The sequence below is a fragment of the Leptolyngbya sp. FACHB-711 genome (assembly GCF_014695615.1).
GTDB lineage: Bacteria > Cyanobacteriota > Cyanobacteriia > Elainellales > Elainellaceae > Leptolyngbya_A.
In genome coordinates this window covers 1-12650 of the sequence record NZ_JACJOR010000538.1, presented here as the reverse complement: position 1 = coordinate 12650, position 12650 = coordinate 1, and the positions used below count along the sequence as shown (strand labels likewise).

Genomic DNA, 12650 nt, shown 5'->3' with positions numbered 1-12650 from the left:
CATTTATTTGGTTTGTCGTTTATTTCGCTGTCATTCCATTCGGCGTTTAAGCCCGGTATAACTGCCTACCGCAGGCTGAACCCTGGAAACGTCTTTCGTTTTAGTACAAAATTACTGCTCGCGGCGCATTTTAGAATATAGCAAAATAGGCAAACCGTCAACCGAATTTATTCCTCACCTCGTATCTCACCCCGTCACCCCTCACTTTCCCATCCCCTATGCCTGCCAAATATCTTTCCCTGACCGATCGCCTCTACCACTACCTGCTCAACCACTCTCTTCGCGAACCCGAACTGCTGCAAAAGCTACGTCAGGAAACTGCAAGCCATCCGATGAGTCAAATGCAAATCTCGCCGGAGCAGGGGCAGTTTATGGCGTTTTTAGTGCAGCTGATGGGCGCGAAGAAGGCGTTAGAAATCGGCGTGTTCACCGGATATAGTTCGCTCTCTGTGGCACTAGCACTTCCCGACGACGGCAAACTGATCGCCTGTGATGTCAGCGAAGAATACACCTCGATCGCCCGTCGCTACTGGAAAGCGGCTGGAGTCAGCCATAAAATTGACCTCCACCTTGCCCCCGCCCTAGAAACTCTCGATCGCCTTCTGCAAGAAGGTCAGGCAAACACCTTTGATTTCGCTTTTATCGATGCTGATAAGAGTAGCTATCCTGCCTACTACGATCGCGCCCTTCAGCTCATTCGTCCGGGGGGATTGATTGCGATCGACAATGTTCTCTGGTCTGGACGAGTCGCCGACCCACAGGAGCAGGACAACCGCACTAACCTGATCCGCCGCTTTAATGAACAGCTTCATCAAGACGATCGCATTACACTGAGTCTCTTGCCGATCGCCGATGGTCTAACCCTTGCCCTTAAGCGATAGCCCTCAAGCAATCATCCATTTATTAATGAATCGGCTTCAATCCCGCGCCGAGCCGCGATGTAGAGCAAAATCAGTCAAAATGATAGGATTGGCTACCTGCTCCTTTCACCTGCCGCCCCGCTATGACTTCGACCTTTACCCCAGATCTGACCACACTTGCCCAGCAAACTCGCGACGCTGCCCGCCAACTGGCTGTGCTTTCTTTAGCAAATCGCGATCACGCCATTGAATTGATCGCCCAGGCACTCGAAGCGGCAACCCCAGAAATTCTGGCGGCAAATCAGGCAGACTGTGAAGCGGCTCTGGCGGAAGGGTTAGCCAATGCCCTCTATGGACGGCTCAAGCTGGATGCGCCAAAACTAAAGGCGGCGATCGCAGGAGTGCGCGATGTAGGGCGTTTGCCTGATCCGATCGGGGCAGTCCAGATTCATCGTGAACTGGATACCGAGCTGATTCTGCGGCGAATTGCCTGTCCTCTCGGTGTCGTTGGAGTCATTTTTGAGGCGCGTCCCGATGCGGTCATTCAGATTGCATCGCTGGCGGTGAAGTCGGGCAACGGCGTGATTCTCAAGGGCGGGAAAGAGGCGGTTCGCTCCTGTGAAGCACTGGTCAAGGCGATCCAAACGGGGCTAACCCAGGCCAATATCAATCCTGCTGTTGTGCGGCTACTGACGACTCGCGAAGAAACGCTGGCACTGCTCCGACTTGAATCCTGTGTGGATCTGATCATTCCCAGAGGCTCAAATGCGTTTGTCCGCTTTGTGCAGGAAAATACCCGCATTCCGGTGCTGGGACATGCAGACGGCATCTGTCATCTTTATATCGATCGCGCTGCCAATCTCCAGCAGGCAGTTTCGATCGCACTGGACTCTAAAACCCAGTATCCTTCCGCCTGCAACACGATCGAAACCCTCTTGGTTCACCCATCGATCGCGCCAGAGTTTTTGCCCCTAGCTGCGACTGCCCTGCGTGAAAAAGGCGTGGAGCTTCGCGGAGACGATCGCACTCGTCAAATCATTTCCGCTGAACTTGCCACCGATGCAGACTGGTCAACCGAGTATAGCGATTTGATTCTTTCCATTAAAGTCGTCGATTCCCTTCAGGATGCCGTCGCCCACATCAATACCTACGGCTCTCGCCATACCGAGGCGATCGTCACTGAAGATCAGGCAGCCGCGGCAGAATTTATGGCACAGGTTGATGCGGCAGGCGTATTTCATAACTGCTCGACCCGTTTTGCAGATGGCTTCCGCTATGGCTTTGGCGCAGAGGTCGGCATCAGCACCCAGAAACTCCCCCCACGTGGCCCCGTCGGACTGGAAGGACTGGTGACTTACAAATATCAGCTTGTCGGACAGGGTCAAATCGTGGCCACCTACAGCGGCACAGACGCAAAACCCTTTATCCATCGAGATTTTCCCTGCTAGGATCCACCTTGCTAGGATCTACATTGCTAGAAGGAGCAATACCACAAGTCCCCTCACCTCCTCACCCCTCCACTCCTTACCCACTCGGTCAGCCCCCATGGATCGACTGTACGTTAATAACATTCGCGCCTACGGATACACAGGTGCGCTGGCAGAAGAACAAATTTTAGGACAGTGGTTCTCCGTCGATCTGGTGCTCTGGCTGGATTTGTCCGAAGCGGGGGAGAGCGATCGTCTCTCCGATACTTACAACTATGCTCAAGCCGTTGAAATCGTGCAGCAGATTATCCAAACCTGCAAGTTTGCGCTGATCGAAAAGCTAGCGGAAACGATCGCCCAGTCCATCCTGACTTCTACTTCAATTCAGCAGGTGCAGGTTCGCCTGACGAAGCCGACACCCCCCATTCCCAACTTTAGCGGCTCAATTACCGTGGAACTTACCCGCCCATCTGTATAACTACGATTAGACGATAAACCTTATTGGTTGTGTCGCAAAAAGTTTTTAAGGACAAACAATCTGTATCGTTTGCATTCCCTTAAGCAGCAATTCCAAAGAGCGCTGCCCCTGAAACAGAGAAGCAGTAGACATCGCAGAGAAATCGGGCGTGTCCGAGCTTACCTACCTTACCCTTGACCAGTTTCTGCGACACCACCCGCATTGTCACAACTTGCATTGTCTAGCGTTGCCTTCAGCGAGCAGTGCCTACCGATATCCTGCCGCCTGCAAAGAAAACAGCCTGGCATAGCGTCTGCCCTGAGCCAGCAGTTCTTCATGAGTCCCATGCTCTAGAATTTCACCCTGCTCCATCACCAGGATCTGATCTGCCATGCGAACGGTCGAAAAGCGGTGAGAGATCAAGATTGCCATCTGGTTTTCGGTCATTTCTCGAAAGCGATCGAAGATTTCTGCTTCAGCCTCGGCATCCATGGCGGAGGTCGGTTCATCCAGCACCAGCAAATCTGCGCCCGATCGCATAAATGCCCGCGAGAGAGCAATTTTCTGCCACTGTCCACCCGATAGCTCCTGTCCGCCTTTGAACCAGCGACCCAGCCGCGTATAAAATCCCTGGGGGAGATGGTCGATAAACGATCGCGCCGTGCCCTTCTCGGCAGAAATTTCCCATCGCTGCTGATTCTCAAACTGCGTCACATCGCCTGCGCCCACGTTTTCACCCACCGTGAACTGATAGCGCACAAAGTTTTGAAAAATCACGCCGATTCGCCGTTGTAGCACTTCCAGATCCCACTCGCGCAGGTCGATGCCATCCAGCAAAATTCGCCCGGAGTCAGGAGTATAAAGGCGCGTCAGCAGCTTGATCAGCGTAGTTTTGCCAGAGCCGTTTTGTCCAACGATCGCCAGCTTTTCTCCGGGTTGCAGATGAAAGGAAATATCGCGCACGGCCCAGCGGGAACTGTCGGGATAGCGAAACGAAACCTGCTCAAACCGAATCCCATCTCCGGGAAGGCTACCCTCGGTCACGGTTCCGGTTTGCGGCGGCACATCTTCTTCGAGAAATTCGTACAGGTTCGATAGGTACAGACAATCCTCATAGGCTCCGCCGATCGCGGACAGCACCGAGGAAAACGTAGACTGTCCCTGCCGAAACACGACGAGATACAGCGTCAGATCGCCGATCGTAATCCGTCCATTAATCGTTGCCAGCACAATCCAGACATAAGTGAGGTAAAAAGCGATCGTGCTCACCAGACTCAGCCCATAACCCCACCCGCTGCGGCGAATCGTCAGATCCCGGTCTTCGCGATAAAGGCGATCGAACACGGCACGGTAGCGTCTCAGCAGCAGGTCGCCCAACTGAAACAGCTTTACCTCCATTGCAAAATCTTCGCGGGCGATCAGCGTTTCCAGGTAAGTTTGCTCCCGCGTTTCGGGGGCACGCCAGCGGAAGAGCCGAAAAGCTGCGCCTGCAAAGCGAGTTTCAGCCACAAATGCCGGAACTGCCGCCACCATCAGCAAAATCACCGACCAGACCGAGAATTGCAGCAGCAAGCCGCCAAAGGTCAACAGCGACAGCACATCTTTCACCAGCCCAAAGGTACGCGCCACCAAGCTCAGCGGACGAGTTGAAGCTTCCCGGCGGGCACGGCTCATTTTGTCGTAGAACTCGGAGTCTTCAAAGTGCCGCAGATCGAGCGTGAGTGCCTTTTCTAAAATCAGCACATTCACCTTTTGCCCCAGCAGCACTCGCAGCAAAGACTGACACAGTGCAATCCCCTGCTGACTACCGGAAAGCACGATAACGCACAGCGCCTCCAGCCCCAGATAAAACAGAGCTGTTTCTCGTCCAATTCCCCCAAATTGAGCCGCCTGCACCACGCCATCGACAATTAGCTTTCCGATATAAGCAATGGCTCCGGGCAACAGACCCGCAATCAGCGTCAAAACTGCCACAATCACAGTCAAACGGCGATCGGTTGTCCAAACGAGTTCTAGTGCCCGATAGCTATATCGAAAAATTGCCAGCGATTGGCGCAATGCCTGGAAGGAACGTTCAAATCTCTTCATAATTCCCACCATAGCGAATTGCGCCGCAAACGAGGAGAACTGGGCTGCCGTCAGGGAAGAAGCGGTATTGGATTAAACCCTCCTCACTCAAAGCATCTCTCTATACTGAAGAAGTAACGGCTGCCTAACCGTTGAAATTGCTTAATTCTGGAGGACTTGGATATGGCTATGAACGATCGCAAAAAACGCATTATGGAACATCTGGCACGCAGCAGCGGCAACTTCATTCAATCCACGCCGCGTAACTCAAATGAGCGCAAGCAGCAAATCCTCGACCATGTGAAGCGCACAAAAGGTTAATTGCTGAAATCACTGCTTCGCACGATTTTGCTTCCTGAAGTCCCATGAATCCTTTTGCCAGAATGGCAGTCTATATGGACTATATTGGACTGTTGATGATAGGTCATCCTGATCGTTCGGGGTTTCGCTCGAACAGCTAAAGAAGGAATTCCGGGCGGATCTTGCCTATCTTCTCCGTCTGGCATGCGGCATAACTGGAGGTAAAACGAAGCAGTGAGTATTTCTGACCTATTTGCCAGGGGCGGAGTCGCCATGTGGCCCCTGCTATTTCTCTCTTTCCTGACCCTCAGCACCATTATTGAGCGGGCGTGGTTCTGGTCAAAAATTCTGACCCACGAGCGGGAAATTTCCGGGCGGGTGTTGGAGGCAGCACGACGGGACTGGGATGCAGCAACCGAGATTGCTCGCAAATCCAGCAGTCAGCCGATCGGTCGTTTTCTCTATTCCGCGCTGGAACTGCAAGACCCCGATCCCGAAGTGTTTGAACTCGCCCTGCAAGCCTCAGCAGACGAAGAACTTAACGCGATGCGGCGCGGAGACAAGGTGCTAGAAACAACAATCGCGCTCGCCCCTCTGCTGGGTCTATTGGGAACAGTGCTGGGTTTGATTAGTTCGCTGAGCTCGATTCGCATTGGAGACCTGGGTACAGGTGCAGCAGAAGGCGTGGGGCTGGGAATCTCAGAAGCCCTGATTAGTACGGCAGCAGGCTTGATTGTGGCAATCACTGCACTAGCTTTCTACCGTTTGTTCCAGAGTTTTGTGTTCGGTCAGGCAAAAATTTTCCGACAGTCAGGTAACGAGCTAGAACTGCTTTACCGCAAAGAACGCCTTCCCTTGGTAAGACGAAACGCGCTGAATGCTTCCAGCCTGAGTTCTGAATCGATCGTCCCTCAGTCCACTGCGGGAGAAAACCCATAGCGTTGCGGTTGAATTTTACGCTGTTCCTCACATTTCTTACCGAGTTGTCATGCCGATTAAAACTCACCTCGAATCGACCGAGACTGATGTTCGCATTGAAATTGTCCCGCTAATTGACGTTATCTTTTGTATTCTCACTTTCTTCATCCTGGCAGCAGTCACGTTAACTCGGCAGACTGCAATTAGTGTCGATCTGCCCCGTGCTGGCACAGGTGCGCCACAACTGCGACAGTTGCTCGTGGTTAGCGTTGACCCGATCGGTCAAACCTACCTGGAAAAACAGCCGATTTCCCGCGAATCGCTTGCCGCTGCCCTGCAAAACTTTAAGCAGCAGAATCCCGATGGGCTGATGGTGCTATATGCCTCTAAAGCCGCTAGCTATAACGATGTGGTGCAAGTGCTCGATTTGCTGAGAGATGTCGGGGGCGATCGCGTCGCACTGGCAACCCTGCCGGATAACGGACAAAACCCGGCTCCGCTACCAAATTCCTTTACCCTTCCGGGTGGATCGATTAATCCTCAGGCTCCCTACCAGATTCCGGGTCAGGTTGACCCATTGAACCCGGCTCCAATTCCGGCTCAACCGCTTCCTGGCATTGAGTCACCCCGCACAAGCCCCGCTCCCGCCCCCAAATCAAACGCGCCCAAGCCAGTAGCACCTTAGCGTTTCAGGCGAGCGTTTATGCCTGTCTTCATTTGCCTTTCTAAATGCTTCCTCAGGAAAAGTGCTTTATGTAGAATCGGCATCAACACGATGCGATATTTGCAACGCTTGTAGAAAAATGTGCCTAGGGATATAGAATTGTTCCCCCTGCCTATGGGCAAATTAGTGAAGTGGGATTTCAATGTGACAGTAATGAATCGAAAAACGCCGCGTAACGCTCAACCCAATCCGTTACATCTTTCTCTAACAAGTTTGACGACCGCTACCAATCGCGAGACTGAGTTTGACTTCGATCGTTGGGCAAGTGCAGTTAGAAGGCAAATGCTCGATTCGCTCAAAAAGCGTGATGCGCGCAATCTCTAAATTCTTTTCGCTCGCCCTTTCCTGGACAATCAGCTCATTGTAAAAAGTAAAAAGCCTTCATAAAAAGCCCCCCGTAGAGGAGGGCTAATTTTTTGTTTGAGTGTTTCGCTTACCGGGAAGGGTCGAGCACATGGCACTGTCCAGCGTCTCGCAGCAGATGATCACACAGCACGAGTGCCACCATCGCTTCGACCATCGGCACTGCCCGAGGCAGCACACAGGGGTCATGTCGTCCTTTGCCTGCCAAAATCGTTTCCTCGCCTTCTTTCGTAACGGTGCGCTGCTCTTTACGAATTGTGGCTGTCGGCTTAAATGCCACCCGGATCAGAATGTTTTCCCCGTTAGAAATGCCGCCCTGGACGCCGCCCGATCGATTGGTTGTGGTGCGAATGTCACCTGCGTCGTCGAGGTAGAATTCGTCGTTGTGTTCGCTTCCGACCAGCAGCGTTCCGGCAAAGCCTGAGCCGATCTCAAATCCTTTGGTGGCAGGCAGCGACATCACCGCTTTTGCTAAATCGGCTTCGAGTTTGTCAAACACGGGTATGCCTAGACCTTTGGGAACCTGCCGGGCAACGCATTCAACTACACCCCCGACCGAATCGCCCGATCGCCCAATTTGCTCGATCATTTCAATCATGCGATCGGCGCAGTCGCTATCGGGACAGCGGACAATATTGCTCTCTACCTGCTCTAGCGTCACCGTTGCCGGATCGACCACGCCTTCTAGATCCTTAATTCGCTTCACATAGCCGACAATTTCAACACCTGCCACCTGCCGCAAAATCTTTTTGGCGATCGCTCCCGCTGCGACTCGTCCGATCGTTTCTCGTGCTGAGGATCTGCCGCCGCCCTGCCAGTTGCGAATGCCGTATTTGGCATCGTAGGTTGCATCTGCATGGGAAGGACGATATGCCTTGGACATTTCATCGTAGTCCTGCGGGCGAGTGTCCTTGTTGCGAACCAGAATGGCGATCGGCGTTCCCAGGGTTTTGCCTTCAAATACACCGGAGAGAATTTCGCACTGGTCAGCTTCTTTGCGCGGCGTAGTGATTTTGCTTTGCCCCGGACGGCGGCGATCGAGTTCAAACTGAACTTCTTCGATCGAAATCTCAAGCTGCGGCGGGCAACCGTCGATCACGACACCGACTCCACCGCCATGAGATTCGCCAAAGGTGGTGACGCGAAACAGATGTCCGAAAGTGTTGCCCATAGATGTTATGCAAAGGTCGTAAGTCTTTGATTTTACCCAAGATAGGGGAGGAACGACCAGCGTGCAAATGACTCACTCTTTTTGTCGAGGAATTTGTGCAAGAAATTTGTGCAAGAAATTTGTGCCAGGAACAAGTACTGCAAATCGTTCTGTTTGCTAACGACAGCAACCATCTTCCATATGCAAAATGCGATCGGCGACATCTAAAATTCGGTTGTCGTGGGTGACGAGCAAAACCGTGCAGCCTTCTTCTTTCGCAAGACTTTGCATCACGTTCACCACATCGCGCCCTGTCTGGCTGTCCAGAGCGGCAGTCGGTTCGTCCGCAAGCACCAGTTTGGGATGACTGACCAAGGCACGGGCAATGGCGACGCGCTGCTGCTGTCCCCCAGAGAGCTGCTTTGGGTAAACATCGACAAATTCGCCCAGCCCAACTGCCGAAAGGGTTTCAACCGATCGCCGCCGATACTCCGACTTGGGAATTTTGGGATGCAGCTTCAGCGACATACTGACGTTTTCCCAGGCAGTAAGACAATCGAGCAAATTATGCGCCTGAAAGATAAAACCAATCTGATTGCGAACCTGCATGAGCTGCTGCTTTTTCGCGCCCAAAAGTTCCTGTCCCAAAATTTTGAGGCTGCCCGACTGAGCCGATCGCAGTGCTCCGATTAGGGTCAACAGCGTCGTTTTTCCCCCACCTGACGGACCCTCAAGAATCACTACCTCTCCCGCATTTAAATCCAGAGTGATATCAGAGAGAACGGTTTTTTGCAGCGAGCCTTTACCAAAAGAATGATTGAGATTGCGAATGGCGACGATCGAATTCATAGATATTCTCAAAAATGAATTCCCTAAAACACATCCACCGGATCAGCCGATCGCAGCTTATTCATTGCCATCGTGCCCGCCACGCTACACATCACCACCGTTAAGACAAACACCTGCACAGCAACATCCCACCGCATCACAACTGGAATTCGCGTTGCCTGAGCCAGCAGCCCATACACGCCGTAGGAAGCCAGGCATCCGGGAATAAAGCCCAGCACTGCCAAAATCAACGCTTCTTGCAGCACAATTATCCAGAGGGAACGATCGCTATAGCCCATTGCCTTGAGCGTGGCGTATTCGGGTAGATGGTTGCTGATGTCGGTATAGAGAATTTGATACACAATCACCATACCCACTACAAAGCCCATGATCGCGCCAAAGCTCAGCACTTTGCCTTGAGGAAAAGAAGCGGCAAACTCCTGCTCTAAAGCAATTAGCTCGGCTTTGGTAGCAACTCGCACTTCAGGCGGCAATCGTGCCTGGAGCTGAGCCTGCACCGCACCAATATCTGCGCCGGGTTCCAGAATCACCACGCCCACGTTGATAGAATTGCTGCCCTGGCGGCTGATTTGCTCGTAGTTCCAGTCGCTCATCAACACATAGCCTTTGTCGTTGAAGTTGCTGCCCAGGCTAAATAGCCCCACAACCTGCACTCGCCGATTATTGATCGTGGTGTTGACGCTGCCTGCTTCGGCAAATAGTTGGGGCACGTTTCCGAGCGTGGGTTGTCCCAGGCGATCGAACAATACGGTTCCGGGGGTGGTGAGGCGATCGACCTGCTGATCGACTTCGGGCAGATTCAGAACAGGCTGCACCGGGTTAAACGCCAGCACTTTGATAAAATTGGCGGCAAAAATGTCGATCGGCACAGGCTGAGCATCGGGAGATTTAGGTTGCCGCAGCGTTTCCGGATTTGTCCAGCGCACTCTGCCGATGTAAAGCGGACGCACCGACTCTACACCGGGAACAGTGTCTGCCTGATACAGGTAAGACTTGGGCAAACCGCCAAACCCAAAGTCGATCGACGGAACTCGCGCAGACAGCAAATACAGTTCGCCTTTCAGTGCCTCCGGCAGCAGCGTGATTCCATCAAACAACATTGCCCGTAACCCAAGCTGGGTAAAAATCAAAATATTGGAAAACGCAACGCCCGTCAGCGCGACAGCTAAACGTACTTTCTGGTGAGAAAGCTGTGCCCAGCCAAGGGGTTTATGGATTTGCCAAAATTGACGCAGTGCTTTCATTAAACGATCTCCAAATTATCTCCTGAGTCAGCAACCAGTGATTCCCCGTAGCATCAATCGATTATTGCCTGACTTAAAATTGATTGGCCTGAAATTAATTGATTCGGAATTTATTGATTCGGAATTTATTGATTTGGAATTTATTGACTTGAAATTAATTGATTCCGAATTAATTAATTTGAATCTCAAGTCGCACCTGCATATTCGTCAAAGCCGCAACTTTTGCGTTATCGCTTGCATTAATCCGAACTTTTACTTCTACCACTCGCGTATCCTGATCGCTGGTTGGGTCATTGCTATCTTCAGAAAGTTTGCGTTTACCGACCTGTAGCCCGACCTGCTCGACCACGCCCTGAAGCTTGCCCTCAAATCCGCCATATTCACTCGCGATCGTCACCTTTTGTCCGGGCTTAACTTTTGCCATATCCGTCTCATACACTTCGGCAATCGCATACATCTGGTCAGTTCGTCCCAGTTCCACAATGCCCTGCTGCGTATTCACCTGTTCACCCACACGGGTATTAATTCGGAGTACCTGACCTGCGATCGGGGCTTTCACCTGGGTATCCTCTAACTCAGCGCGACGCTGTTCCACCGCAATCATCGCTTTTTCCAGATCGGCTTGTGCCACCCGCAGATCAACAGGGCGAACTTCGCTCAACTTTGCCAGATTTTCTCGCTCTTGCCGGATTTGCTGCGTCAGGGTTTCGATCGTCATTTGGCGTTCTGCCTGTCGCTGTCTCAGGGTTGCCTGCGCTGTTTCTAGTTCCTGTCTTGCCTGATCCAGATCAGACGCTTTAAGTGCGCCTTCCTGCTGCAAATAAACGTTGCGATCGTAAGTAGTCTGTGCCTGCCGCAAAACCGCTTCTGCACTGGCGATGGCAGCCTCCTGACCGACGACTTCGTTTTTGAGCTGTGCTTCTAAGCGGGCAATCGTAGCTTGTTGTGCAGCGACATCGGCATTTTTGGCTTCTCCTGCCTGGGTTTGCGCCAGTCTTGCCCGATAGTATTCCACGTTCTTTTCGGCTTCTTCCAGGTCACGCTGTTTGCGATCGGCTCCTTGAAGAATCGCAATTACCTGTCCGGCTTTTACCCAGTCGCCTTCTTCTACCAAAATTTGATTCACACGACTATCTGCTGCATTCGTCACCGACAGCTTCATCACTTCGCCCTGAGGAGCTAATCGCCCGATCGCCACCACAGAAGTAATCGGCTGAACGCTTGGAGCAGGCTGGGGCTGTGCCTGGGAAGAGTTAGAAATCGCAGAACAGGCAGTATTGCCGCTCAGGAGCAGTAGAAGCACAAAAGGAAACCATTTGAGTCTGGACTGCATAGGAAGGGGAGGGTTTAGATGATCTGGGCATGAATCGAGAATCAGGCACGATCGCATAGGGATACCGCTTCCAGAAACCCAACTCCGAAAACTGAGAAACTTCTTAACGATAAGGATGAAGGTTAGCGAAAGACTAAAGGAAGGCAGGATGAATCAATACTTCACTTAAAGCATAGCGTCAAAGCCTACCTGCAAAGCGTGATCCATCCCACGATCGATAATGTCTGTATTCAGCATAAAAAACTGAGCTTCGTCTGACTTCTAACAAGCGTTAGAAACTGGTTTTACAAGCCATTGCCGATGAGAATAAACGATGCCCAGTAGTAGGGATGCTCTAGCGTTACAGGCTGATTTTCGCTGTCCACGAGATGTTCGAGACGAGTTCTAGTTGCTCCCTGAATCAGGGCAATTTGTGCCTGCTGAAGTGCGGCAGTTTTAGAGAGATTGCCCGATCGTAGTGCGGTATAAAATCGGCTCATCAGTGCCTCCGTCCCGCCGTCATCCACTGCCCACAAAGAGGCGATCGCGGCTCTGGCTCCGGTTGCCTGAATTTGATAGCCAAATCCCAAAATCTCTTTGCCGTCTTGAAGCTGCATCGAGCTCACAGCAGTCTGACAGCTACTCAGCACGACGAGATCAACATTGTCCAGATCCAGGCTGCTGACATCGCGCATCGTGATCGTGCTGCCGTCCCCAAACAAAATAAATGAATCTTCTGGTGATCCAGTCGTGAACATCGCGTGAGTAGCAAGATGAACGATGTTGTAATCATTTAAGATTGGCTCAGTGGCAGCGCGGGTGAATTCCCGATCGATTAACTGGCGCGTGTTGGGATACAAACGGGCGATCGTCTCCACTTCCGGTTTGGCAAAGGGTAGCCCGCCAAAGGGTAAAACGGTGCCGCCGCGCGGGATGTTGTAGCGTCCTTCGGAAAACGCGCCTGCTAAGACACGGGGCT

12 protein-coding genes are annotated in these 12650 nt (G+C 52.2%); 6 read left to right on the top strand and 6 right to left on the bottom strand.

Features of this window, described 5'->3' with window-relative positions; all coding sequences use genetic code 11:
- The first annotated feature begins 218 nt into the window (after nt 1-218).
- The 3 genes from H6F80_RS26635 to folB all read left to right on the top strand — a co-directional run bounded on the left by H6F80_RS26635 (nt 219) and on the right by folB (nt 2765).
- Complete coding sequence (locus H6F80_RS26635) at nt 219-881, top strand: class I SAM-dependent methyltransferase (RefSeq protein ID WP_190794539.1); 663 nt, start codon at nt 219-221, stop codon at nt 879-881.
- Nucleotides 882-1003: 122 nt separating this feature from the next.
- Nucleotides 1004-2308: a glutamate-5-semialdehyde dehydrogenase gene (locus H6F80_RS26630; protein WP_190794538.1), complete on the top strand. Its 1305-nt coding sequence runs from the start codon at nt 1004-1006 to the stop codon at nt 2306-2308.
- Between the two features lie 97 nt (nt 2309-2405).
- On the top strand, nt 2406-2765 hold the full coding sequence (gene folB, locus H6F80_RS26625; RefSeq protein ID WP_190794537.1) for a dihydroneopterin aldolase: 360 nt from the start codon (nt 2406-2408) through the stop codon (nt 2763-2765).
- Between the two features lie 246 nt (nt 2766-3011).
- On the opposite strand, the gene H6F80_RS26620 is transcribed toward folB, so the two are convergent.
- Nucleotides 3012-4832, bottom strand: a complete 1821-nt coding sequence (locus H6F80_RS26620; RefSeq protein WP_190794536.1) for an ABC transporter ATP-binding protein — start codon at nt 4830-4832, stop codon at nt 3012-3014.
- A gap of 162 nt (nt 4833-4994) precedes the next feature.
- Here H6F80_RS26620 and H6F80_RS26615 point away from each other — a divergent pair, with 162 nt between their 5' ends.
- The 3 genes from H6F80_RS26615 (at nt 4995) to H6F80_RS26605 (ending at nt 6714) form a co-directional block, all read left to right on the top strand.
- Nucleotides 4995-5132, top strand: coding sequence for a hypothetical protein (locus tag H6F80_RS26615; RefSeq protein WP_190794535.1), 138 nt, complete (start codon nt 4995-4997; stop codon nt 5130-5132).
- A 213-nt stretch (nt 5133-5345) separates the two neighbouring features.
- Nucleotides 5346-6050, top strand: a complete 705-nt coding sequence (locus H6F80_RS26610; RefSeq protein ID WP_190794534.1) for a MotA/TolQ/ExbB proton channel family protein — start codon at nt 5346-5348, stop codon at nt 6048-6050.
- Nucleotides 6051-6099: 49 nt separating this feature from the next.
- Nucleotides 6100-6714 carry an ExbD/TolR family protein gene (locus H6F80_RS26605; RefSeq protein ID WP_190794533.1) on the top strand — a complete coding sequence of 205 codons (615 nt, stop codon included), beginning with the start codon at nt 6100-6102 and terminating at the stop codon, nt 6712-6714.
- Nucleotides 6715-7186: 472 nt separating this feature from the next.
- Here the strand turns inward: H6F80_RS26605 and aroC are convergent, their stop codons facing one another.
- The 5 genes from aroC to H6F80_RS26580 all read right to left on the bottom strand — a co-directional run.
- Complete coding sequence (gene aroC / locus H6F80_RS26600; RefSeq protein ID WP_190794532.1) at nt 7187-8287, bottom strand: chorismate synthase; 1101 nt, start codon at nt 8285-8287, stop codon at nt 7187-7189.
- Nucleotides 8288-8443: 156 nt separating this feature from the next.
- A complete protein-coding gene (locus H6F80_RS26595; protein ID WP_190794531.1) occupies nt 8444-9115 on the bottom strand; it encodes a DevA family ABC transporter ATP-binding protein in 672 nt (223 codons plus the stop codon).
- 23 nt (nt 9116-9138) lie between these two features.
- Nucleotides 9139-10359, bottom strand: a complete 1221-nt coding sequence (devC, locus tag H6F80_RS26590) for an ABC transporter permease DevC (RefSeq protein ID WP_190794530.1) — start codon at nt 10357-10359, stop codon at nt 9139-9141.
- Nucleotides 10360-10528: 169 nt separating this feature from the next.
- Nucleotides 10529-11692, bottom strand: a complete 1164-nt coding sequence (locus H6F80_RS26585) for an HlyD family efflux transporter periplasmic adaptor subunit (protein ID WP_190794529.1) — start codon at nt 11690-11692, stop codon at nt 10529-10531.
- Nucleotides 11693-11976: 284 nt separating this feature from the next.
- Nucleotides 11977-12650, bottom strand: a 674-nt coding sequence (locus H6F80_RS26580) for a CHAT domain-containing protein (RefSeq protein ID WP_190794528.1), incomplete at its 5' end; no start/stop codon positions are given.

Bases quoted from the DNA above. Each gene is read 5' to 3' on its own strand.
- H6F80_RS26615 (WP_190794535.1), top strand. From the start codon at position 4,995: ATGGCTATGAACGATCGCAAAAAACGCATTATGGAACATCTGGCACGC.
- H6F80_RS26630 (WP_190794538.1), top strand. From the start codon at position 1,004: ATGACTTCGACCTTTACCCCAGATCTGACCACACTTGCCCAGCAAACT.
- H6F80_RS26635 (WP_190794539.1), top strand. From the start codon at position 219: ATGCCTGCCAAATATCTTTCCCTGACCGATCGCCTCTACCACTACCTG.
- H6F80_RS26605 (WP_190794533.1), top strand. From the start codon at position 6,100: ATGCCGATTAAAACTCACCTCGAATCGACCGAGACTGATGTTCGCATT.
- H6F80_RS26620 (WP_190794536.1), bottom strand. From the start codon at position 4,832: ATGAAGAGATTTGAACGTTCCTTCCAGGCATTGCGCCAATCGCTGGCA.
- H6F80_RS26595 (WP_190794531.1), bottom strand. From the start codon at position 9,115: ATGAATTCGATCGTCGCCATTCGCAATCTCAATCATTCTTTTGGTAAA.
- H6F80_RS26585 (WP_190794529.1), bottom strand. From the start codon at position 11,692: ATGCAGTCCAGACTCAAATGGTTTCCTTTTGTGCTTCTACTGCTCCTG.
- folB (WP_190794537.1), top strand. From the start codon at position 2,406: ATGGATCGACTGTACGTTAATAACATTCGCGCCTACGGATACACAGGT.
- aroC (WP_190794532.1), bottom strand. From the start codon at position 8,287: ATGGGCAACACTTTCGGACATCTGTTTCGCGTCACCACCTTTGGCGAA.
- devC (WP_190794530.1), bottom strand. From the start codon at position 10,359: ATGAAAGCACTGCGTCAATTTTGGCAAATCCATAAACCCCTTGGCTGG.